This is a genomic window from Polynucleobacter sp. Nonnen-W13 (genome assembly GCF_018881735.1).
Classification (GTDB): Bacteria; Pseudomonadota; Gammaproteobacteria; order Burkholderiales; family Burkholderiaceae; genus Polynucleobacter.
The window spans coordinates 207,018-229,067 of record NZ_JACVPU010000002.1; the positions used below are offsets into that span (position 1 = coordinate 207,018).

The window sequence follows — 22,050 nt, forward strand, 5'->3', positions numbered from 1 at the left end:
ACCAATACAGAAAAGAATGATGTCCATCAAAAATCAAGACTATGCATTTGTACGCAATAAGCTCCTTAAAAAAGAGGAGATTGCACTACTAGATGTTCGCGAAGAAGATCCTCATGCACAAGAACATCCTTTATTTGCTGCCAACCTTCCACTATCACGTATTGAGCTTGATGCATTCAGTAAGCTCCCCAGAAAAGATGTACCAATTGTCACGCTAGATGATGGCGAGGGGCTAGCGCAATTAGCAGCGGAAAGACTCTCCAAGCTTGGCTATTTAGATGTTTCAGTGTTTAAAGGCGGCGTTACAGAATGGAAGGCTGCTGGCGGAGAGGTGTTTAAAGATGTGAATGTTCCTAGCAAATCTTTCGGCGAATTTGTGGAATCCAAACGGCACACGCCTTCCCTGTCGGCACAAGAAGTAAAGAAGTTAATTGATGATAAGGAAGATGTGGTGGTGGTGGATGTGCGTCGCTTTGATGAATATCAAACCATGAGCATTCCTACGGGCATTAGCGTCCCTGGTGCCGAGTTGGTTTTGCGCCTGCCAGAATTAGCACCAAATCCTAAGACCAAGATCATCGTCAATTGCGCAGGAAGAACGCGCAGCATCATCGGTACGCAATCACTCATCAATGCCGGCATCCCAAATGAAGTGAATGCATTACGCAATGGCACGATTGGTTGGACCTTAGCCGGTCAGGAACTAGATAAAGGTCAAAGTCGTAAATTCAAAGACGTTAGCGAGAGTACTGCTGCCAAGGCTGCTGAGCGTGCACGGAACGTTGCCGATCAGGCTGGGGTGAAGCGAGTGAAGCTCGCCGATATCGAGCAATGGAAGTCTCAGACTGAACGCACCACGTATTTTTTTGATCCAAGAACGCCTGAAGAATATGAAGCAGGCCACCTGCCTGGATTTAGATCAACGCCAGGCGGGCAATTGGTCCAAGAAACAGAAATGGTAGCGCCCGTTCGCGGTGCGCGCATTGTGTTATCCGATCCCGCTAGCGTGAGAGCAAATATGCCAGCTTCATGGCTCGCACAGATGGCTTGGGATGTTTATGTAATTGATGACATCAAAGCAAGTGATCTGACTGAGAAAGGGCCTTGGATTGCACCTCAGCCGCAAACACCTCAGATTCAAATGGTGGATGTGAATACTGCTTCATCATGGTTAAAGAGTGATGCCAAGACGATTTTCATTGATCTGAGTACCCATGCAAATTATGTCAAAGGCCATATTCCTGGCAGTTGGTTTGCACTACGCTCCCAATTTGCGAGCGCCTTGAAGAATCTTCCTGCAGGAAATCGCTATGTACTCACCAGCACTACGGGTGATTTAGCTGTATTTGCTGCACAAGAAATTCAAGCGCTCATTCAATCTCTCGCTCAGGCAGAAGTACTTGTATTGACTGGAGGCAATGCTGCCTGGGTCAAGGCTGGCCTTGATATTGAAAAAGGGGCGACTCATTTGGCATCACCCCCAATGGATCGCTACAAGCGACCATATGAAGGGACCAGCGTTGATCCCGCAGCGATGCAGGCCTACCTAGATTGGGAATTTGGTTTAGTAGAACAGCTTGGCAAGGATGGAACTCATCACTTCTGGGTGCTTTGATAAAAGTGATCTATAAAACAATTGCCCTCTTGATATTGGCCTTAGGACTCTCAGCTTGTGGGCGAGAAACTTACACTACCTGGTCGTGTACAGATAGCACTGGAACCAAATCTTCTCTGATTCTTAAAAAAGCACAGATGCAGTTTCAGGATCGTCAATACGATTATTGTGGAAGCCTGGGTCCACTCAGTTATTTTGATCTGAAATGTCCCGCTCAAATTCAGGACTCTAGCAATATCTTTACTACGGGCTCGGGCAAACTCGTCAGTAACACCAATGAATTTCAGTGCAATGAACTCTAAAGAACAAAATCTCCTCAGCCCCAAAAAGCTACTACTAACTAAATGGACGGCTGTGAAACCCTTACATAAGCGTAAGCACTTTTTAGTGAGTAAGGTCATTCTTCCGGAGTTGGCTGAGCAGGCGATTGAGTTTGTGGAGCTAGAGGCCGTCTTTGATCAACACATTCGGATCATTCCCTGGCGTGAACTAAAAGATGCTGAGATCTGGCTTCAGGGCTGGGTATAAAAAAGCCACCCATCTGGGTGGCTGCCAATCCTGCGTAGTGTCTGGCTATTTAGAGGTCTTCTTTGAATCCGAAGATTTTCTCAGATGCTCATCGATATTTTTCTCGGCCGCATCAGCAACTTGATTCACAATTTTACGGCCCTCTTTAAACATCTTCTGCCCAGCAGTTGACATGTCATGAACCACCTTAGATAACTTGTCAGCATGTCCTGGTATTTTGCCTTCAACATCCTCCAGCCAAGTCACCAAAGAACTACGAACTTTCTCTAAATGCTTTTCAGTTCCATCAGCCGCATCATCCCCAATGTCCTTAAGAACAGATTTCACTTTCTTTTGATAAACAGTCGCGCGTTTTGCGGCTTCCTTGGTAGCCAGATCCTGAAGCTCTTTGAGCTTAGCAAGATCATTTTTGGCGGCAGACTTTGCGCTCTCCATCGCATTTTTCATCCCCCACTGAATCTCTTCAAGGTGGTGGGCACTGAGATCTTTGGCGGCATCCAATAATTTATGGGAATAGGCAAATAGCTCCTTCGCCTTTTCTTGTTGCCATGCTTGAATATCCTTGTTGTCCATTGCATCTCTCCTTGAGTTAAATAAACATTCTGATCAATTAAAAAGCACACTTCTACTCTATACCCAAATCAGATTCTTGCCAATTCCCTACTGTCTTAGCATTAAAATTAGGGTATGAGCGAGAGAAAAAACCCTTATGAAATAATTGGTGGTACGGCGAAGATTGAGGAGCTGGTGGATCGTTTCTACGATTTAATGGCGCTAGAAGAACCCTTCGAAGCATTGAGAGCCATTCACCCCCAAGACCTATCGAGCTCCCGAGAAAAGCTCAAACTCTTTTTATCAGGCTGGCTAGGCGGTCCAGATATCTACTCCCCCAAGCATGGTCATCCAATGTTACGTGCCAGGCATCTACCCTTCAAGATTGGCCTCAAAGAACGCAACCAATGGCTAGCTTGCATGTATCGCGCGATGGAAGACTGCGGAATTGATAGTCAAATTGGCGCACAGCTAGAAGAATCTTTTTTTAATACTGCTGACTGGATGAGAAACCAGGCTAATTAGTCTAGCTTAGCTCCAGCTTGCTTTACGGCTTTAGCCCAGCGCGGCATCTCCGCTGCTAGAAATTTAGTAAATTGATCTGCGCTCAGATAAGCTGGGTCGGCGCCTTGCTCAAGCATCCTTTTTTGAATATCGGCAGACTCCAAGGTCTCCTTAAAAGCCTGACTCAGTTTATTAACCACTTCTGCTGGAGTCCCTTTAGGTGCTAAGACTCCATAAAAGCCAACAACCTCTAAGTTTGCAATACCTGTTTCGATCACTGTTGGTGTATTTGCTAGTGCCGGGTTTCTCTTTGCGCTTGTTACGGCGAGCGCCCTCACCTTCCCTAGCTTGGCATAGTTAGCTGCTTGAGGAACTGACTCTGCCATAAACTGCACATGTCCCGCTATAAGATCGGTGAAGGCTGGAGCGCTGCCCTTAAATGGAATATGCACCATAAAAATACCGGTTTCATTTTTTAACATTTCCGGGACCAGATGGGAAATGCCGCCATTACCAGCCGAGCCATAATTTAATTTACCGGGATTGGCTTTGGCATAGACTATAAATTCTTTTAGCGTTTGTGCTGGCACATCCTTGTTCACTATCAAGGCTAAGGGCTGTTGTGCCGTCCTTGCTATCGGTTGAAATTCTTTTAAAGTCTCATAAGAAGTTTTGGTGTAAACCGCAGGATTAATTACCATCGTACCGGTATTAGCCAATAGCAAGGTGTATCCATCAGCGGGAGATTGAGCCACAAATTGCGCTCCTACCGTACCACCCGCCCCCGCTTTGTAATCTACGATCACGGGTTGGCCTAAGATGGCTTGTAGCTTTTCAACCAACAAGCGCATGTGCGCATCAAGCGGTCCACCCGCTGGAAAACCAATAATGACTTTGATTGGCTTATCTGGGAATGCAGCTTGGGCGCCAAGAGAGAACCAGAAAGCTAATAAGCTTATGAAGAGGATGACTGCTTTATGGAATAGTTTGTACATGATTGAGAAAAATGAATTAAAGCTACATTAGTCTAAAGAGAGTTAGCACAAGCAAAGCCGCTAGCCCAAGCCCACTGGAAGTTATGGCCCCCAAGATGCCCCGTGACATCGACACACTCACCTATGAAATACAAGTCCGGATGATTGCGGGCCATCATTGTTTGACCGTCAAGCTCTTTGGTATCAACACCGCCCAACATCACCTCAGATTTTTTCCAACCCAGCGTTCCAGCTGGCTTTACCGACCAATTGCTAATGAGCTCTTTGAGTGAATGACGATCCTTTTTAGAAACCTCTGCCCATTTTTTACCTAGAAGGTTTTTCTGCTCAGCAAATGCTTTTGCTAGGCGCAGTGGCATTACTGAAGCTAAGATATTTTCTGTTAACTTAAGGCGGTTATCCTCGTGATTGAATAATTCATCACAACTAAATTGACCATGAGCCTCTACTGCACCTAACCAATCAACGTGAATTTCCTCACCTTCGGCCCAATAGCTACTAGCCTGAAGAACTGCAGGCCCGGAGAGGCCTTTATGCGTTAAGAGCAGATCCTCGTTAAAGCGACATGCTCCATAACGCTTTCCCTTGGAGCCTGCCGCAATACGCACCGGTAGACTTAGACCAGATAATTCAATGAGGTTATCAAATTCACCAGATGTGAATGAGAGCGGCACCAGTGCGGGACGCGGATCAACAATCTTCAATCCGAATTGCTTTGCGATATCTAAGGAATATGCCGTTGCGCCAATTGCAGGGACCGGTAAACCACCTGTTGCCATTACTAATGATCTAGCTCGTTCTTCACCAGCATTGGTTTTAACAAGCCACTCCCCCGCCATATTCGAGACTGACTGCACTGAGACTGGATGGCGAATATCAACATGTCCTTTAGCGCATTCAGCAAGCAACATCTCGATAATTTGCTTTGCTGAATCATCGCAAAATAACTGGCCTTGATGTTTCTCATGATAGGCAATGCGGTAAGACTGCACTAGCTTTATAAATTCCTTTGCGGGATAACGCGCTAGAGCACTTTTTACAAAATGGGGGTTTAGGGATAAAAAATTTGCTGGGCTGCTATGCACATTGGTGAAGTTGCATCTACCACCACCACTAATCCGAATTTTCTCGCACAAGACATCAGCATGGTCAAGCACCAAGACCCGCTTACCCAGCTGACCGGCAACACCAGCGCAAAAGAGTCCAGCAGCTCCACCGCCAACAACAATGGCATCCCATGCCTTACTCATGTTTTACGCATGCCTTACTTAAAACGCTCAATGACTTCAGTCGGTAGCTTAAGCTTTTGCATATGTAAACGGGTATAGGCTTGACGGAAATTTTTTGTCATAGAGATCATGACTGATGCAGTCCAAGCAAAAGCAAACATCCCTGAAAAGGCAATGATGATTGCCAGCATCTTCCAGCCACTCGGCAGAAGATCATCCATAAAACCCATAGCAGTATAGGTGCTGCCACTAAATAAGATGCTCTCACCCAAATTTGGCAGAAGATTAAAAACTCGAAGTGAGATTCCCCAAAGAATAATCTCAAAGATATGGGTCAGAAATAAACACAGCACACTGATATAAAACACGAGAGCCACGGAAGAGTACTTATGCTCTGACAAATATAAAAATGACTTCACTTCATAGCGCTTTGCTATTTGGAGCAAGGCAAATCCATGTACCAGCATCACAATGAGGAGCATAGCGATGCCAAACAAGTAGGCCGCTAAATCTAGCTCGGAAGTAAGGGTAACTGTATTGGTAATAGACATGATCTTTAGGAGATTATTTTACAGGTCTTATAAGTATTCTCTTAGGCCAATTGATACCAATTCCGAATCACCGCCCAGGCCTCATCGGCAGTCTCTACAAAATGGATTAAATCCATATCTGCTTGATCTATTACGCCATGATCCAGCATCTGCTTGAAGTTGATCACCTCTTGCCAGAATGTCTTTCCAACCAAGATGATTGGGAAGCGTTCAACTTTTTTGGTCTGCATCAAGGTGAGGACCTCGAACAGCTCATCAAATGAACCAAAGCCACCGGGGTAGGCCACAATTGCTCTTGCCCTCAGCATGAAATGCATTTTACGAATCGCAAAATAATGAAAGCGAAAACTTAAACCTGGGGTCAGGTAAGGATTGGGATGCTGCTCTCTTGGCAGGCTAATATTAAAACCAATGGCTTTATCCCCAGCCTCAAATGCACCGCGATTAGCGGCTTCCATAATCCCAGGGCCACCACCAGTGGCGATATATAACTTATTGCGATCTTCTGATTGACTGGCGTTATAGCCCGCAACGATTGCCCCGAATTCTCTAGCAGAGTCATAGTACTTGCAATGCAGTAAAGCTCGTTTAGCATCGGCTTGGGCTTCTGGTGTTTTGGCACTCTTCTCTAATTCCTGAGCTGTTTGGCAACTTACAAAACGGGTTGAACCAAATACGGTAATCGTGTGCTCAACACCATGTTCATGCAATAAGATCTCTGGCTTGAGTAACTCGAGCTGAAAGCGTAGACCTAGAGTTTCACGGCGTGCTAAAAAGGCCTGATCATCGAATGCAAATCGATAAGAATCATCGGAACCACTTTCTGCCAACTGGTTTTTTTGAAGTTTCAGAAAATCAGTAATGGTTTGAGAGTTATTCAGAGGAAGTTTTGGGCTCATATTTGCACCTTTATTTCAAGCTTTAAAAAATGGCATATCGTCAGTTCGGTAGACAGGCAAGCCCTAGGATACAAGGTCAGAATTAGTATTACTACCTAGAATATTGCATTAATTTTGTATCTAGGGCTGATTCGGATTTACCGGGAGCGCTTCAGGCATTAATATAAGAGGATATTAACCAAACCGAAGGAAATGCAATGAGCAACCGTTCAATCATCATCATGGTACTAGTATTAATCGCTGCTACAGCCTATTTACTCATCAAAGGTGACGGCGACATTGATATGGGTGGCGAGAAGCATGGTGCTGAAGCTGCTCACATGGAAGAGGCTAAGAAAAATGCTCCTGCGGCTCCAGCTGCACCTGCAGAAGCTCCTGCGGCTCCAGCAGCTGATGCCAAGAAGTAATTTCTCCCCGAGATAAATAAGCCGCGGTTCGCCGCGGTTTTTTTATACCGATTTATTTACCTTTGCCTTTTCATGAAAAATATACTTGGATGCAGTCTGCTGTTGATGTGCCAATTCATTTTGGCTCAGACACCCAATGCGGCACTGAATAAACCCATCGATAAGACTATGATGCAATCTTTCGCACCGACTGGCACTCTTCGTGTTGGTATCAATCTAGGTAATCCCGTTTTAGCAGGTTCAATTGATCAGAGTGAACCTCAACCCAAGGGAGTGACGATAGATATTGCTAAAGAAATTGGAAGGCGATCTCATCTACCAGTTGAGCTAATCTCCTTTAAAAGTGCAGGAGCAATAGTGGAGGCCCTTAAAGCCAATCAGCTTGACATCATCTTTGTAGCCATCGATCCAGTACGTGGAGCAGATATTAGCTATACCCCAGCTTATATAGAAATTGAGGGTGCGTATATGGTCAAAGCTACTTCTCCAATCAAGAGTCATGATGAGGTTGATGTTGCTGGCAACGAGATTGTGGTTGGTAAAGCCAGCGCCTATGATCTTTACCTTACGCGTGAAATTCAAAAAGCCACCCTGCTTCGGTCAATGAACTCTCAATCGGTTGTTGATGACTTTATGAGCGGAAAAGGCAATGTTGCTGCAGGAGTGAAGCAGCAGTTAGAGGCAGATGCCAAGCGATATAACAATTTACGGATGCTGCCAGGCAGATTTATGGTGATTCATCAGGCAATTGGAGTCCCAAAATCACGCGCAGAATTCGAAAAAATCACGCTCTATTTGAGTGGCATCGTTGAAGAATTAAAGACTTCAGGCTTTATCGCCAACTCCATGAAAAAGCATGGCATCGAAGGCGCCAAGGTAGCCGAGTAAAAAGCTAGCAAGCGTAGGAGTGGAGACGCTCTGGAATAGTGACATTCTTCCACTCCAGCTCTTCACGGATAGTCTGCGCTAGAACTGCAGAGGCTTCAGGTTCACCATGAACCACGAAGACCAATTGAGGCTCAGATTGAAAACCTCTCAACCACTCCAATAGGCCAGCTTGATCCGCGTGGGCGGAAAGTCCACCGATAGTATGAATGGATGCTCGCACTGGAACCTCCTCACCAAAAAGACGTACTTTTGCGGCCCTATCTACCAGACGACGACCTAAACTGCCATAGGCCTGAAACCCGGTAATTACGATCGCATTTTGCGCCCGAGGCAAATTGTTCTGAAGATGGTGAACAATACGACCCGCATCACACATACCACTCGCAGAAATAATGATGGCACCACCTTTAATTTTATTGAGCGCTTTCGATTCCTCAACGTCGGCAATAAATCGTAGATCAACTGCACTGGGATTTTTTTTAAACCATTCAAAAGTAGATTGTGACTCTTTGTCTAATTGCGCGAAAAAGTGCTGAGTGAGGTGGGTAGCTGCTGTTGCCATTGGTGAGTCGACCCAAATACTGAGATGGGGCAATAAATTACGTTTAACCAAGTCAATGAGCAGGAACAAAATTTCCTGGGTGCGTCCTACCGCAAATGCAGGGATCACAATATTTCCACGGCCATCTAAAGTCTCAGTCACGACTTTGATTAATTCGGTCTCAGTATCCGCCAATGTTTTATGCAATCGATCGCCATAGGTTGATTCGACCACGACAATATCGGCTTGAGCAATGATGGCGGGATCGGGCATCAAGAGCTTGCCCTTCATGCCAATATCTCCCGAAAAAACGCAACGCTTTTTCTTGGCATGGTCTTCGCTGATATCCATGATCGCAATTGCCGATCCCAAAATATGGCCTGCATTCTGAAACTCAAGCCCAATACCCTGACAGAGCTCTATGGATTTTCCATAAGCAAGCACTTCGCATTGTCCAAGCGCAAGCTCCGCTTCTTCAATCGAGTAAAGCGCAACTGGTAAGTCCCCGCGCCACTTGCCTGCTTTTTTTCTACGTACTGCACGGTCCACATCGGAGCGCTGTAAATGCGCACTATCGGGTAGCATGATTTTTAACAACTCAAATGTGGCATCTGTACAGTAGATAGGTCCCGTAAATCCTTGGGCACAGAGTCTTGGTAACAGACCGCTGTGGTCAATATGTGCATGCGTCAACACAACAAAATCAATTTCCTTAGGGGAAAACGGAAGTGGCTCCAAGTTTTTTGTGGTGGCCTCGCGCCCACCTTGGAACATACCAAAGTCAACCATGAATCGGATATCTCGACCACCCACAGCAGCCTGTACGGAATGCCTTGATCCCGTAACCTCACCCGCCGCACCCAGAAATTGTATTTTCATGACTTAAGCATACTCCCGATAAAATTCCTTGTTAAGACACGTAGAAGAGCGATACTATTTAAATGAACCCTCCTACTGAACTGAGATCACTCGAGCTTATTAGCCGCCTCAAGCGAGCACCCTCAGAACATAAAGGGAATGCCGGTAAAGTTCTGCTCGTTGGTGGCGCACCAGGTATGGCCGGCGCCCTCCTCTTGGCAGGCAGTGCCGCACTGCACTTAGGAGCGGGTTGGACTATGCTTGAGATGCTAGATCCCACAGCTGCCCATGCAATACCAGAACAAGCTGAGTTGATGATCCGGCTAGCCAGTTTTAACGCTCAAGAGCAATTAGAAACTACAGCGCCAGATGTGATTGCGATTGGACCGGGCCTTGGTTTCTCTGTCCTTGCTAAAGATTGGTTAATAGCCTCACTACGTTATCCAAAAGTGCCACTCGTGATTGATGCTGATGCACTCAATCTGATTGCCGATAACCCTGAATTGTTAGATCTCCTCAAGCAGCGCAATCAAGCATTCCCGGGCATGACTGTGCTCACCCCACATCCTGGAGAGGCAGCACATCTTCTCAACACCAGTGCAGCTGCTATACAAGCAAATCGCACCGAAGCACTTGCTGACTTAAAAAAACTCACTAATTCGATTGTTGTGCTGAAAGGCCAACATACGCTAATTGCCTCCCCTCTTCACCCTGCAGAACAGTGCGCTCAAGGAAATCCCGGTATGGCTGTTGGCGGAATGGGCGATGTCTTAACTGGCACTATCGCAGCCATTGCAGCCCAAGGTCTTCACCACAATCTCAATTTATGGGAATCTACTTGTATTGGGGTGCAACTGCACGCCTCGGCAGCGGATAGCTTAGTAGCTAAGCAAATTGGCCCCATTGGACTTACTCCAACAGAGGTCATTTTGGAAATGCGGAGTCTACTCAACAAGCTGTTATAAAACATCATGCAATCAGCCAGTAGAACTCTTCATCATCGTCGTTACGTTTACGGTCTCTTAATGGCCGGACTGGGCTCCATACTATTTTCCGGCAAGGCCATTCTGGTCAAGCTCGCTTTTGGCTACGGCGCGAATGCTGAGACGCTCATTGCCTTACGGATGCTGATGGCGCTTCCCCTCTTCTGGGGAATTTATTGGTGGCAAGCATGCAGGCAAGTCATGAGTCCACTGATATTCAAAGACAAAATGAAAATATTTTCTTTGGGATTTATGGGCTACTTTCTTTCCAGCTATCTTGACTTTTTAGGGCTTCAATATATTTCTGTTGGACTGGAGCGTATCGTACTTTACCTAACGCCCACCATCGTGTTGTTGATTTCTTATTTTGTATTAAACAAATCCATTAGTCGACTGCAGTGGTATGCGCTAGCGGTGGGGTATCTTGGCGTGATCGTCGTATTTATCCAAGATGCTAGCTCGACCGGATCGATGGCATTACTCGGCATGGTATTGGTCTTTGCTAGCGCGTGTTCGTATGCAATTTACATGATTGGCTCAGGAGAAATGGTAAGGCGCGTGGGGAGCGTGCGCTTAGTTGTTTATGCCAGTTCCGCATCGGCATTCATGAGCGTCATTCAAATTCTGATTTACGATCCTGCAGCTGTTTTTGTACAAGTACCGCAAATCTACTGGCTTAGCCTACTCAATGCAAGCCTATGCACCGTCATTCCGATGTTGTTAATCATGATTGCCATTAATCGCATTGGCTCACCTCTAGTTGCTCAAGCCGGAATACTAGGCCCCGTCTCCACCCTATTTATGGGCTGGATCGTGTTATCCGAACCTATTACCTGGATGCAGATGGGCGGGATGAGTTTGGTGATGGGGGCGATGTGGTTGCTGGTACGAAATGATGCGCCAAACAAACAACAGGGTCAGGGCTCTACAAAGCCCTTAGATCTTGAGGGATCTGACCCGCTAAATTAAATAGTGAAATAAGCAAATTCCTTACTGAGAAGCAGACTCTTGGGCTGCTGGTTTCTTCTTAGCTTTTTTCTTAGCTTTCTTGTCCGCTTTTTTGTCTTTCTTAGACTTCTTCGCAGTCTTTTTTGCAGCCTTCTCTGTTTGAGCATCAGGCATCGTTGCAGGAGCGGCCACAGGTGCTCCGGCTGGGGCTGGATCCGCCGCCATTGCAGTTAATGGAGATAAAGCAACTGAGGCAGAAACGAAGGTGGCTAAGATCAATTTTGCAAAGGGGCTATTCATTTGAAGTTCCGATAGGTTCATGGGTAGTTTAATGATACTCAATTAAAAAGCCGTCCTAAGACGGCCTTTTGTGAAAACCAATTACAGAATCTTAAGCTGGCTGCGCTTCAGTCTCGGTAATTTTTTCTAATGCTGTTGCAAGGTGATCTACAGTTCGGTCAACATGCGCCAACTTCTCTAGACCAAATAAACCAAGGCGGAACGTACGGAAGTCTGGACGCTCATCGCACTGCAAAGGCACACCAGCCGCTGTTTGCATACCAAGAGCAATAAACTTTTTGCCTGACTGGATATCTGGATCCTTGGTATAGCTCACGACTACACCAGGAGACTGGAAGCCTTTTGCAGCAACTGAGTGGTAACCGTTAGATACCAATAAGGCACGAACCTTATCACCCAACTCTTGTTGCTTTGCTTTGAGTGCAGCAAAACCTAAGGACTGAGTTTCCTTCATCACGTTACGCAAGATTTTAAGCGCATCGGTTGGCATAGTGGTGTGATAAACGTGACCACCCTTTTCATAGGCTTCCATAATTTGCAACCACTTCTTCAGATCCATTGAGAAGCTGCTGCTTTGAGTTGATTCAATGCGCTCGCGTGCTCTCTCACCCATAGCCACCATTGCGCAGCAAGGTGAACTACTCCAACCTTTTTGAGGCGCAGTGATTAACAAGTCCACATTGCAAGCCTTCATATCTACCCATGTTGCACCTGATGCAATGCAATCCAGTACAAACAAACCATTGACAGAGCGTACTGCTTCACCAACTGCCTTGAGATAGGCATCCGGCAAGATAATGCCCGCAGAGGTTTCTACGTGAGGAGCGAAAACAACTGCTGGCTTTTCCTTTTTAATAAAAGCCACCACTTCTTCGATCGGCGCAGGAGCAAATACACCCTGCGTAGCATCTTCCAATTGCCGACCTTTGATAACGGAAATGTCCTTGGTGATGTTGGCTAAATCAAAAATCTGAGTCCAGCGATAGCTAAACCAGCCGTTGCGCAAAATAAGACATTTTTCATTATTGGCAAATTGGCGAGCAACAGCTTCCATACCAAATGTGCCACTACCAGGAACGATGACTGCAGAACTTGCGTTGTAAGCATCTTTCAGAACACTAGAAATATCCACGATGACTTTTTTGAATTCTTCAGACATGTGATTTAGCGAGCGGTCGGTGTAAACAACCGAGAACTCTAAGAGACCGTCTGGATCAACATTCGGGAGTAAGCCTGGCATAGTAATTTCCTAGTAAATCGTGTGATTAGCCCTAAATGATACTGATTTAGTGCTGTTTGGGTACTTAGGCTTTGAAAACAGCCATTTTGACCAAATAAAGGGGGTTAGGCGCTTTTCTGCGTTGTGGAAGAAACCAGTATTCCGACCACAATCAGGACAAAAGCGAGACCATGAAAAAGCTGGGGTGGATCCCCCAAGATTGCGGCAGAGAGCAGCGCTGTAAATAAGGGAATGAGATTGGCAAAGAATGCTGCTACCGTAGGTCCGGCACCATTCACCCCCAAACCCCAGCACCGATAGGCAATTAAAGAGGGGCCAATGGCTACAAATAAGATCAATGCCCCAGTCCAGTAATTGAGGTCGATAAAAGCGTGCCCTGTGGCAATTTCCGCACCCTCAAACAACATCGTCCACAAGAATCCAATCAACACTTGTGCCATTAAAAACTCAGCCCATGGCCACTGCCGCTCAGTACTCTCTCCTGGGCGACTAATCATCCAGCTGTAAAAGGCCCAGAGAATCGTAGCCAACATAATGAGTAAATCGCCCATGACTACTTCCATGCTCAAGAGGCTGGCAGGCTCACCTCGTGTGAGCACTACGGTCACGCCGATCAGGGAGACGACTGCACCCAAGAGCTGCAAAAGCCTCGGCTTAACCTCATAAAAGACGGCACCGATCAAAAGCATCCAGATAGGCATACTCGCCCCAATGAGGGTGACATTAATAGCCGTTGAGGTTTGCAAAGCAAGATACAAGAGCACGTTATAGCTACCTACCCCCAACAATCCCAAGACGAGGAAGCGACTCTTGTTTTGCCACAGGGCGCTAGCTGGCTTTAGGATCCGCCAGCCAAGAGGGAGCAGTAGCAAGGCTGCCAGACCCCAGCGAACAGCACTTAAGGTGATCGGCGAAATACTTCCTACCAAGACCCGTCCAGCGATTGCATTGCCTGCCCAGAGGAAGGTTGCAAGCGATAAATAAAAGACGGTCGACAGGGGTATTTGAGGCATTCGGGGTATGTAGGTGAATGAGTAGCTGTTTTAAGCCTCAAGAAGGGCTTTGCCTAGGCATTGTAGAAACAAATGCTCGGTATTGCTAAGATAGAGCTTAAATTAGCGTCAGACATCTGGCATTAGCAACATACCGAGGGGTTTTAGTGGCGATCATCACCAATATTGAAGATTTACGAGTTCTGCATCAGAAACGCACCCCCAAGATGTTTTATGACTATGCAGACTCCGGGTCATGGACTGAATCCACCTACCGCGCGAATGAGTCGGATTTTCAGAAAATCAAATTGCGTCAACGTGTTGCCGTCAACATGGTCAACCGCACCACCAAAACAACCATGATTGGTCAAGAGGTTGCCATGCCAGTCGCATTAGCCCCTACAGGACTAACCGGCATGCAACATGCTGATGGTGAAATTCTGGCGGCACGTGCTGCAGAAAAATTTGGTGTCCCCTTCTGCCTTTCTACGATGAGTATTTGCTCGATTGAAGATGTGGCAGAACGCACTACTAAACCCTTTTGGTTTCAGCTCTATGTCATGAAAGACCGCGGCTTTATTGAGCGCCTCATTGAACGCGCCAAAGCAGCTAAATGCTCCGCCCTGGTTCTCACCTTAGATTTACAGATTCTGGGTCAGCGCCATAAAGATTTGAAAAATGGTTTATCTGCACCTCCAAAGCTGACGATTGCTAACATCATCAATATGATGACTAAGCCCCGTTGGTGCATGGGTATGGCGATGACACCCCGCAGAACCTTTCGCAACATTGTTGGTCACGCTACTGGTGTTGGCAATATGTCTTCCCTCTCCTCTTGGACCGCCGAGCAGTTCGACCCAGGTCTGAGCTGGGATGATGTGGAGTGGATTAAAAAACTTTGGGGTGGCAAGTTAATTATTAAAGGCATCTTGGATGAAGAAGATGCCCGCTTTGCTGCTAATTCTGGTGCAGATGCCCTGATCGTTTCTAATCATGGTGGTCGTCAGCTCGATGGCGCGATCTCCAGCATCAAAGCATTGCCAGGCATCGTAAATGCTGTTGGCAAAGATATTGAGGTATGGATGGACGGCGGCATTCGTTCCGGACAAGATGTATTGAAAGCATGGGCATTAGGTGCACGTGGCACGATGATCGGTCGCCCCTTTCTTTATGGCTTGGGTGCTATGGGCGAGGCCGGCGTTACTAAATGCCTAGAGCTTATTCACAATGAATTGGATATCACCATGGCGTTTACAGGACACCGTGACATCCAGAATGTGACTAAAGATATTTTGTATCCAGGAACTTTTTAATATTCCACACTTAGCCAATTCCCCTGAACTGGTATTTGCAATTTCTGCTGTAGCCCTCTCGGGCTCAGTATGGTTTGGCAATGCCGTACTAAGCAAATACCGCACCAAGGACACTGAGACCTCGGCAGACTTGGGGATCATTCAGAGCGCAACACTCACATTGCTTGGCCTGATTATTGGATTTACCTTCTCCATGGCTATTGCTCGGTATGACTTGCGGCAGACTTATGAGGAGGCTGAGGCCAATGCAATTGGTACGGAGTTCTTAAGAGCCGATCTACTGCCGAGCAAAACCGCAGAGAGTGTCAAGGACCTTCTTCGTGAATACCTAGATCAGCGCATCTTGTTTTACTCTAAGCAAGATCACGAGACGGCCATGCAAATTATGAAACGCACCCTTGCTTTAGAGAGCGCAATGTGGAATGAATTACTCCCTGTAGCACGAACACAATCAACCCCCACTATTGCACTCGTAATCTCTGGTATGAATGATGTGATTAACTCCCAAGGCTATACCCAAGCAGCTTGGTGGAACCGCATCCCCACTGCGGCCTGGTGGCTGATGGCTGCAATCGCTATTGCTGCCAATATGCTAGTGGGCTTTGGTGCGCGGAACTTTCAACGTAATGTCGGCCTGTTTATGATTTTCCCAACCATGATTGCCATTGCCTTCTTTCTGATTGCAGACATTGATAGCCCTCGTGGTGGTGTTATTCGTATCGATCCACGTAATCTGATTGATTTAAAAAACAATATGAGTCCCGCAAATGGCTCAGCTCCCACCAGAGGCATTAATAAATGAAGCGCATTGTTGATGTATATAAAGATAGGGGTCGAGAGCTTGTGTGGACTTATGTCATTCACCTTGGCAATCTTGAGTTTCACCCAGCCCAAATTGATTTTGAGCAAGAAGCGTTGCGACTTTCTCAACTAGATAAGCGTGGTACACCAAACGAGTTGAGCGCCAAAGCTAGACTTACCGTTCGATAATTTTTCACCTGAGTTCTGAAATATGAAACCTTTAAGCAAAAAAGCCAAGATGGCAGTGGGATGGACAATCTTAATGACCGTCACTGGTACTGCCATGCTTCATCAATGGGAATTCTTTGCAATGGGATGTGCCTCTATTGCCATGCTACTCGTTGCGAATCACTATGGCCTACTAAAAGACCCCGAAGACAAAAAATAAGGTCTCTATCTTTCGATAGAGACCCTGATTGTTCTGCAGCAATTAGAGTGTTGGGTAGTCCGTGTATCCGACTTCTGCTCCACCGTAAAACGTTGCGCGGTTATAAGCATTGAGTGCTGCACCCTGCTTAAAGCGCTCAGCCAAATCCGGATTAGAAATATACAAACGTCCATAGGCCACTGCATCTGCTAAGCCAGCCTCCAAAACAGCTTCACCCATAGCCTGATCATATCCACCGGCACTAATAAATTGACCTTGATATGCCGATCGGAACATCTCTGATGTAATGGGTGCCCCTACGTTCACTTGATCATTGCCACCTGCACTTGTAGAACGCGGTTCGATCATATGCACATAAGATAAGTGATAGCCATTGAGTTTTTGAATGACCGCAGTGAACAAGGCAACTGGATCGCTGTCAGCCATATCATTAAAGCTACCGTATGGTGATAAGCGCACACCGATACGATCGCTTGGATAGACCTTGGTGATAGATTCAATCACTTCACCCAATAGGCGCATGCGATTTTCAATTGATCCGCCATAGCCGTCATTGCGTTGATTGGTTTTGTCTTGCAAAAACTGATCGAGTAAGTAGCCATTCGCAGAATGAATTTCCACGCCATCAAAACCTGCGGCTTTTGCGTTAGCGGCAGCCAATTCAAAATCTTTCAAGAGACCAGCAATATCTTCAGTAGTCATTGCCTTAGGAGTTTCGTAATCGTGCAACTTCCAATCAGCGCCATAAGTTTGGCCAGCAGGCGCAATCGCAGATGGAGCCTCAGGGATACCCTGCTCAGGATGTAAAGAGGAATGAGAAATGCGTCCAACATGCCATAACTGCGCGATCATCTTGCCGCCTTTGGCATGCACTGCACTCACGATCTCCTTCCAAGCCGCTGTTTGCTCAGCAGAATAAATACCAGGCGTTGCGGGATAGCCTTTGCCAATAGCAGAAATTTGCGTTGCTTCACTGATGATGAGGCCAGCACTTGCCCTTTGTTCATAGTAAGTTTTTGCGAGAGGGTGTGGCACATCCCCATCGATGGCACGCATTCTGGTGAGAGGCGCCATCACAAGGCGATTCTTTAATTCAATAGCGCCAAGCTTGACGGGGGTAAACATGATTTCTTTTCCAGACATGAACTACTTTCTTTGAGAGTGAATACATCAATTGATGCGCAACTTTAGCAGGGATATTAAAGTCCCGCCAATACCATACTAGACTTTTTGAAAACTCTTTCGACTGCCCCGACTAATTCTTGGACTAGATTTAAATCTTGACTCAATACTTTGGGCAAGTGCTTGGAACTCATCCTGATGTGCGGTTGACAAGCGAGCAACAAGCGCAATCACTCTATTGGGAGCGGGTGGCGCTAAGGGCCGAGCAATCAATGAGCTGCCATTCAAAATCCCACCTTTTACCGCCATCTCAGGAAGGAGCGCAATGCCCATGCCAGACTCCACCATTTGCAATAAAGTGAGCAAGCTAGTTGCCTCCATGCCTTCGGCATTGCGGATATCAGAATGCTTACAAGCTTGCATAGTGTGATCGCGTAGGCAATGGCCCTCCTCTAGCAAAAGCAATCTCTCTGCCATTTTGGTGGGCAAATGAATTTCCTTACCTTTTAATGCTGGATCATTTGCACCTGCAACCAACCAAAATTCATCAACAAAAAGCTCCTTGACCAATAGGCCGGCTGTGTCATAGGGCAATGCAATTAATGCAAAATCAAGTTGATGGTCCGCTAAGCGCGCCAGTAGATTAGCGGTTAAATCTTCACGCAAGACAATTTTTAGCTTAGGGTAATGCTCCCGAATATCAGGCAACACATTTGGCAATAAAAATGGTGTGATGGTTGGGATTACTCCCAATCGAATTGTTCCCACCATTGGCTCGCCCGAGGCGCTCGCATACTCCACCAGGTCTTGAGACGAGGCTAAGATAGCCTTAGCCCTTTCCAAAATCTCTACACCGATAGGCGTGATGGCTACATTTTGTCTATCCCGCTCTACTAAGCAGACTCCCAAAACATCTTCCAGCTCTTTTAAACCAGCACTCAGGGTAGATTGACCTACAAAGCAGGCCTCTGCAGCCCTTGTAAAATTGAGCTCTTGAGCAACTGCTACAAAATAGCGAAGTTGTCGTAATGAAGGTAGAGCCGCCATGAGTTGTAGTTATCCCTATAATCTATTTATCAGATAAATAATATCATTCCTATTTACCTTATAAATCATTGTTTGCTTACCTACTTGCTTGCTGGATACAAAACGAACAGACCTTTGGTAAGCAGGTGAATTTGAAATTCAATTTAAACTGTCTTTAATCTCTTGCAGCAAGGAATCCCTATGAAATCTTGGCAATGTATCGTATGCGGTTTCGTCTATGACGAGGCCAAAGGCTTACCTGAAGATGGCATTCCTGCCGGCACTGCTTGGGCCGATGTCCCTGAAGATTGGGAATGCCCAGATTGTGGTGTATCCAAATCTGATTTTGAAATGGTACAAGTTTCCTAACTCAAGCCAAACGCAACACCTTTCAACGCATTATTAGGGAGTCCAGTTTTGGATCATCAGAATCATTCATCCCCATCAGGGATTGTCATCATTGGTAGCGGCCTAGCTGGCTACACTGTCATTCGCGAGCTTCGCAAAATAGATAAGGCGATTCCCATTACCCTAGTAACAAGAGAACCAGGCTACTTTTACTCAAAGCCGATGCTCTCTACAGCATTGGCCAGCAATAAGTCTGCAGAGCAATTGGTCTCTACTAATGCAGAGGGTATGGCAACACAGCTAGACATGACGGTTCTGGGTGATGCTGATGTCACTGCAATTGATACCGCCGCACAAACAGTCACTACTTCTAAAGGCAGTATTTCCTATGGAAAGTTAGTGCTAGGATTAGGCGCCGATCAAATTCGCTTACCTTTAGAGGGTAATGCAGCTCGTGAGGTCATTACCGTTAATGATCTGGAAGACTATGCCCAATTTCGCAAGACAATTAAAGGCAAAAAACGCGTTGCCATTTTAGGTGCCGGCCTCATTGGATGCGAATTTGCGAATGATTTAGTTTTAGGCTCATATGAAGTAGATGTCATCGACTTAGCGCCGCAGGCTTTGGGTAGATTACTTCCCGAGGCGGCAGCCCAAGCACTACAAGCGAAGCTCAGTGCGGCAGGCGTACGTTGGCACTTTGCCACTACCGTGCAATCGGTTGATCGAAGCGGCGACTCTCTCTCGATTGCCCTTTCCAACGGAACAGTAATCAATAGTGATGCATTTCTATCTGCTGTCGGCTTAAGACCTCGCATAGATTTAGCTCAATCAGCCGGAATTGCAACAGGCGCAGGTATTACAGTTAATCGTCAATTAGAAACCAGCGCCAAGAATGTTTATGCAATTGGCGACTGTGCCGAAGTTGAGGGCTTGGTTCTGCCTTATGTGATGCCAATCATGCAGGCAGCACGAGCTTTAGCACCCAACCTACTTGGACAAGCGACTACCCTCAACTATCCCGCTATGCCAGTGATGGTGAAGACCCCCGCCCTCGCAACTATTGTTTCACCCCCAGCCAAAGGTGCAGTCGGACACTGGAAAATGAATACAGTAGAAGGCGGTCTTGAAGCGCGCTTTGAATCTAGTGACGGTAAGCTACTTGGGTTTGCCCTTCTGGGCACAGCTACTGCTCAACGTGGCGCACTGACAAAAGAGTTGCCGCCCATCTTGTAATCAAGATGGCTGATTACCATCTCTTAGCGCTCTGTACTAAAGCAAAAGGCCCGCTCAGCGGGCCTTTTAATGTATCTAAGAAGATAAGCTTATGAGGCAATCACAAACCATGTTGTGTTGTGTGACTGAGCGCTCATCAAAAATAGCATTGGGATAGAAAGCATTGTATTGAGACGGGAAGTCAACATTGCAATGCGTGCAGACTTTGCTTTGACGTCAGGCTCAACCGCAACAATGCCGAGGGCACGTTTTTGATTTGGCCAAATAATGAACCAAACGTTGAACGCCATAATCAAGGCAATCCACATACCTAAACCGATTGCACGGAAAGGTGCTTGCAAAGTAAATGCCTGATGCGCATATCCATTTAGTATGGATAAAATCAAACCGCTCAGTACAGTTACTAAAGCAGCCCATCGAAACCAAAAGAGCGCTGTTGGAGCGATTACTTTTCCGATTGCTGGCTTTTGCTCATCCGGAATCTTTGGCATGGATGGAATCTGCACGAAATTGAAATACCAAAGTAAGCCTATCCACATCACGCCAACCATCACGTGAATCCAGCGGAATAAGAATGGCAACTCAATCGAGCTCAGGTTCGCACCTAAGGCTAAGACAATCAATGCGAGTAGCACAAAGCCGGCTAAAACAGTGCGGCCTAATGAGGTAAAGATGGATGACATGAGAGCTTCCTAAAGAAAAAAGTAAATATATCAGGCAGGATTTCAGCAAAATTCTTGCTTGCAAAATCCAATTTCACAACATTATAAAACGTACTAATCTGTAGCTACAACAGCCACAATCGTCCTTACTATAGACGATTCCGAGGAATTTGTTCGGCATAAGGCAAACAAGAGGTGTCCAGTGACCCTTTTTAAGATTACTGAGCCGTCCAGCCACCATCCATATTCCAGGCTGCTCCACGTACTTCAGAAGCATCTGGACTGCAAAGGAAAATAGCTAATGCAGCCAATTGTTCTGGAGCCACGAATTCACCAGAAGGCTGCTTCTCAGACACCAAGGCTTTTTTAGCCTCTTCATTCGAGATCCCTTCACGCTCTGCTCGGGCATCTACTTGCTTTTGAACCAAGGGGGTCAAAACCCAACCCGGGCAAATCGCATTACAAGTAATCCCCGTTTTGGCATTCTCTAGAGCGGTTACTTTGGTTAGGCCAACGATGCCATGCTTAGCGGCAACATAAGCTGATTTTTGAACAGAACCAACCAAGCCATGCACGGAGGCGATATTGATGATGCGACCCCAGTTACGCTGCTTCATTCCAGGCAAGGCAAAGTGGGAGGTATAAAAAGCTGAGCTTAAGTTGATGGCAATAATGGACTCCCACTTATCTGCTGGAAAGTCTTCAATATTCGCTGTGTGCTGAATGCCTGCATTGTTTACTAATATATCTAGCGAACCAAAGCGTTTTTCGGTTTGCTTGATGAGATCTTCAATCTCGGCAGGCTTACTCATATCTGCGCCGTGATATTCCACCTCAACACCACAAGCTTTAATTGCTGCAATTACAGCATCCTTTTCACCAAAACCATTCACCATTATGTTGGCACCCTGCTTTGCCAAACCAATAGCCATTGCCAAACCAATACCACTGGTTGAGCCGGTGACAAGAGCTGTTTTACCTTTTAAATGGGACATATTTTTCTTCGCTATATCAAGTTAGTCGCACATCCCCAAGCAGGGGATGTGCGCATGGTCAAAACTGGATCTTACAGGATGCATCAGCCCCTTGGATACTGGTAATGCACCGCATATAAACAAGCTCTA

General features: G+C 46.3%; 27 protein-coding genes. 14 read left to right on the forward strand and 13 right to left on the reverse strand.

What is annotated here, in order from left to right:
• Positions 1 to 19: 19 nt before the first annotated feature.
• From ICN27_RS06355 to ICN27_RS06365, 3 genes are read left to right on the forward strand one after another with little or no spacing between them, the layout of a single operon-like run.
• Complete coding sequence (locus ICN27_RS06355; RefSeq protein ID WP_216269710.1) at positions 20 to 1,615, forward strand: rhodanese homology domain-containing protein; 1,596 nt, start codon at positions 20 to 22, stop codon at positions 1,613 to 1,615.
• 5 nt (positions 1,616 to 1,620) lie between these two features.
• On the forward strand, positions 1,621 to 1,917 hold the full coding sequence (locus ICN27_RS06360; protein ID WP_216269400.1) for a hypothetical protein: 297 nt from the start codon (positions 1,621 to 1,623) through the stop codon (positions 1,915 to 1,917).
• Positions 1,907 to 2,143 (forward strand): TIGR02450 family Trp-rich protein, encoded by a 237-nt coding sequence (locus ICN27_RS06365; RefSeq protein WP_215307594.1) that lies wholly within the window; start codon positions 1,907 to 1,909, stop codon positions 2,141 to 2,143. The genes ICN27_RS06360 and ICN27_RS06365 overlap by 11 nt, the downstream gene beginning before the upstream one ends.
• Positions 2,144 to 2,188: 45 nt before the next feature.
• Here the strand turns inward: ICN27_RS06365 and ICN27_RS06370 are convergent, their stop codons facing one another.
• Positions 2,189 to 2,716 (reverse strand): hypothetical protein, encoded by a 528-nt coding sequence (locus ICN27_RS06370; protein ID WP_215307595.1) that lies wholly within the window; start codon positions 2,714 to 2,716, stop codon positions 2,189 to 2,191.
• 114 nt (positions 2,717 to 2,830) lie between these two features.
• On the opposite strand from ICN27_RS06370, the gene ICN27_RS06375 reads away from it, so the two are divergent.
• Positions 2,831 to 3,220 (forward strand): group II truncated hemoglobin, encoded by a 390-nt coding sequence (locus ICN27_RS06375; protein WP_216269401.1) that lies wholly within the window; start codon positions 2,831 to 2,833, stop codon positions 3,218 to 3,220.
• Here ICN27_RS06375 and ICN27_RS06380 read toward each other — a convergent pair.
• Genes ICN27_RS06380 through ICN27_RS06395 form a run of 4 tightly spaced genes read right to left on the reverse strand, consistent with a single transcriptional unit; the run spans position 3,217 to position 6,873 of the window.
• The gene (locus tag ICN27_RS06380) at positions 3,217 to 4,194 is read right to left on the reverse strand and encodes a tripartite tricarboxylate transporter substrate binding protein (protein WP_216269402.1); all 978 of its coding nucleotides are present in this window, start codon (positions 4,192 to 4,194) and stop codon (positions 3,217 to 3,219) included. The genes ICN27_RS06375 and ICN27_RS06380 overlap by 4 nt on opposite strands.
• Before the next feature lie 32 nt (positions 4,195 to 4,226).
• Entirely contained in the window at positions 4,227 to 5,444 is a 1,218-nt protein-coding gene (locus tag ICN27_RS06385) for an aminoacetone oxidase family FAD-binding enzyme (protein WP_216269403.1), read from the reverse strand.
• Between the two features lie 14 nt (positions 5,445 to 5,458).
• Positions 5,459 to 5,974 (reverse strand): hypothetical protein, encoded by a 516-nt coding sequence (locus tag ICN27_RS06390; protein ID WP_215307602.1) that lies wholly within the window; start codon positions 5,972 to 5,974, stop codon positions 5,459 to 5,461.
• 41 nt (positions 5,975 to 6,015) lie between these two features.
• A complete protein-coding gene (locus ICN27_RS06395) occupies positions 6,016 to 6,873 on the reverse strand; it encodes a TIGR00730 family Rossman fold protein (protein WP_216269404.1) in 858 nt (285 codons plus the stop codon).
• A gap of 197 nt (positions 6,874 to 7,070) precedes the next feature.
• Between ICN27_RS06395 and ICN27_RS06400 the strand changes: the two genes are divergently transcribed.
• Both ICN27_RS06400 and ICN27_RS06405 read left to right on the forward strand, forming a co-directional pair.
• Positions 7,071 to 7,280: a hypothetical protein gene (locus tag ICN27_RS06400; RefSeq protein WP_215307606.1), complete on the forward strand. Its 210-nt coding sequence runs from the start codon at positions 7,071 to 7,073 to the stop codon at positions 7,278 to 7,280.
• A 72-nt stretch (positions 7,281 to 7,352) separates the two neighbouring features.
• On the forward strand, positions 7,353 to 8,168 hold the full coding sequence (locus tag ICN27_RS06405) for an ABC transporter substrate-binding protein (RefSeq protein ID WP_255535049.1): 816 nt from the start codon (positions 7,353 to 7,355) through the stop codon (positions 8,166 to 8,168).
• Between the two features lie 4 nt (positions 8,169 to 8,172).
• On the opposite strand, the gene ICN27_RS06410 is transcribed toward ICN27_RS06405, so the two are convergent.
• Positions 8,173 to 9,588, reverse strand: a complete 1,416-nt coding sequence (locus ICN27_RS06410; RefSeq protein ID WP_216269405.1) for an MBL fold metallo-hydrolase RNA specificity domain-containing protein — start codon at positions 9,586 to 9,588, stop codon at positions 8,173 to 8,175.
• 62 nt (positions 9,589 to 9,650) lie between these two features.
• On the opposite strand from ICN27_RS06410, the gene ICN27_RS06415 reads away from it, so the two are divergent.
• Together ICN27_RS06415 and ICN27_RS06420 are read left to right on the forward strand one after the other, a co-directional pair.
• Positions 9,651 to 10,532 (forward strand): NAD(P)H-hydrate dehydratase, encoded by an 882-nt coding sequence (locus tag ICN27_RS06415; protein WP_216269406.1) that lies wholly within the window; start codon positions 9,651 to 9,653, stop codon positions 10,530 to 10,532.
• A 6-nt stretch (positions 10,533 to 10,538) separates the two neighbouring features.
• A complete protein-coding gene (locus ICN27_RS06420; RefSeq protein ID WP_216269407.1) occupies positions 10,539 to 11,519 on the forward strand; it encodes a DMT family transporter in 981 nt (326 codons plus the stop codon).
• 21 nt (positions 11,520 to 11,540) lie between these two features.
• Here the strand turns inward: ICN27_RS06420 and ICN27_RS06425 are convergent, their stop codons facing one another.
• The 3 genes from ICN27_RS06425 to ICN27_RS06435 form a co-directional block, all read right to left on the reverse strand.
• A complete protein-coding gene (locus tag ICN27_RS06425) occupies positions 11,541 to 11,798 on the reverse strand; it encodes a protein tyrosine phosphatase (protein WP_216269408.1) in 258 nt (85 codons plus the stop codon).
• A gap of 91 nt (positions 11,799 to 11,889) precedes the next feature.
• Positions 11,890 to 13,038 (reverse strand): aminotransferase class V-fold PLP-dependent enzyme, encoded by a 1,149-nt coding sequence (locus ICN27_RS06430; protein WP_215307615.1) that lies wholly within the window; start codon positions 13,036 to 13,038, stop codon positions 11,890 to 11,892.
• 104 nt (positions 13,039 to 13,142) lie between these two features.
• Complete coding sequence (locus ICN27_RS06435) at positions 13,143 to 14,051, reverse strand: DMT family transporter (RefSeq protein WP_216269409.1); 909 nt, start codon at positions 14,049 to 14,051, stop codon at positions 13,143 to 13,145.
• 146 nt (positions 14,052 to 14,197) lie between these two features.
• Here ICN27_RS06435 and ICN27_RS06440 point away from each other — a divergent pair, with 146 nt between their 5' ends.
• The 4 genes from ICN27_RS06440 to ICN27_RS06455 all read left to right on the forward strand — a co-directional run bounded on the left by ICN27_RS06440 (position 14,198) and on the right by ICN27_RS06455 (position 16,532).
• Positions 14,198 to 15,343 (forward strand): alpha-hydroxy acid oxidase, encoded by a 1,146-nt coding sequence (locus ICN27_RS06440; RefSeq protein WP_215307618.1) that lies wholly within the window; start codon positions 14,198 to 14,200, stop codon positions 15,341 to 15,343.
• A gap of 130 nt (positions 15,344 to 15,473) precedes the next feature.
• A complete protein-coding gene (locus ICN27_RS06445) occupies positions 15,474 to 16,145 on the forward strand; it encodes a hypothetical protein (RefSeq protein WP_216269410.1) in 672 nt (223 codons plus the stop codon).
• A complete protein-coding gene (locus ICN27_RS06450; RefSeq protein WP_046330353.1) occupies positions 16,142 to 16,333 on the forward strand; it encodes a hypothetical protein in 192 nt (63 codons plus the stop codon). The genes ICN27_RS06445 and ICN27_RS06450 overlap by 4 nt, the downstream gene beginning before the upstream one ends.
• 22 nt (positions 16,334 to 16,355) lie before the next feature.
• A complete protein-coding gene (locus ICN27_RS06455) occupies positions 16,356 to 16,532 on the forward strand; it encodes a hypothetical protein (protein ID WP_170217000.1) in 177 nt (58 codons plus the stop codon).
• A 42-nt stretch (positions 16,533 to 16,574) separates the two neighbouring features.
• Here ICN27_RS06455 and ICN27_RS06460 read toward each other — a convergent pair whose 3' ends face one another.
• Positions 16,575 to 17,675, reverse strand: coding sequence for an alkene reductase (locus ICN27_RS06460; RefSeq protein WP_216269411.1), 1,101 nt, complete (start codon positions 17,673 to 17,675; stop codon positions 16,575 to 16,577).
• A gap of 78 nt (positions 17,676 to 17,753) precedes the next feature.
• Positions 17,754 to 18,701 carry a hydrogen peroxide-inducible genes activator gene (locus tag ICN27_RS06465; RefSeq protein WP_215307624.1) on the reverse strand — a complete coding sequence of 316 codons (948 nt, stop codon included), beginning with the start codon at positions 18,699 to 18,701 and terminating at the stop codon, positions 17,754 to 17,756.
• A 180-nt stretch (positions 18,702 to 18,881) separates the two neighbouring features.
• Between ICN27_RS06465 and ICN27_RS06470 the strand changes: the two genes are divergently transcribed.
• Both ICN27_RS06470 and ICN27_RS06475 read left to right on the forward strand, forming a co-directional pair.
• Positions 18,882 to 19,049 (forward strand): rubredoxin, encoded by a 168-nt coding sequence (locus ICN27_RS06470; protein ID WP_215304339.1) that lies wholly within the window; start codon positions 18,882 to 18,884, stop codon positions 19,047 to 19,049.
• A 48-nt stretch (positions 19,050 to 19,097) separates the two neighbouring features.
• Positions 19,098 to 20,264 (forward strand): NAD(P)/FAD-dependent oxidoreductase, encoded by a 1,167-nt coding sequence (locus ICN27_RS06475; protein WP_216269412.1) that lies wholly within the window; start codon positions 19,098 to 19,100, stop codon positions 20,262 to 20,264.
• Between the two features lie 89 nt (positions 20,265 to 20,353).
• Here the strand turns inward: ICN27_RS06475 and ICN27_RS06480 are convergent, their stop codons facing one another.
• Both ICN27_RS06480 and ICN27_RS06485 read right to left on the reverse strand, forming a co-directional pair.
• On the reverse strand, positions 20,354 to 20,947 hold the full coding sequence (locus tag ICN27_RS06480) for a urate hydroxylase PuuD (protein WP_215307628.1): 594 nt from the start codon (positions 20,945 to 20,947) through the stop codon (positions 20,354 to 20,356).
• A 197-nt stretch (positions 20,948 to 21,144) separates the two neighbouring features.
• The gene (locus ICN27_RS06485; RefSeq protein WP_216269413.1) at positions 21,145 to 21,921 is read right to left on the reverse strand and encodes a 3-hydroxybutyrate dehydrogenase; all 777 of its coding nucleotides are present in this window, start codon (positions 21,919 to 21,921) and stop codon (positions 21,145 to 21,147) included.
• Between the last annotated feature and the right edge of the window lie 129 nt (positions 21,922 to 22,050).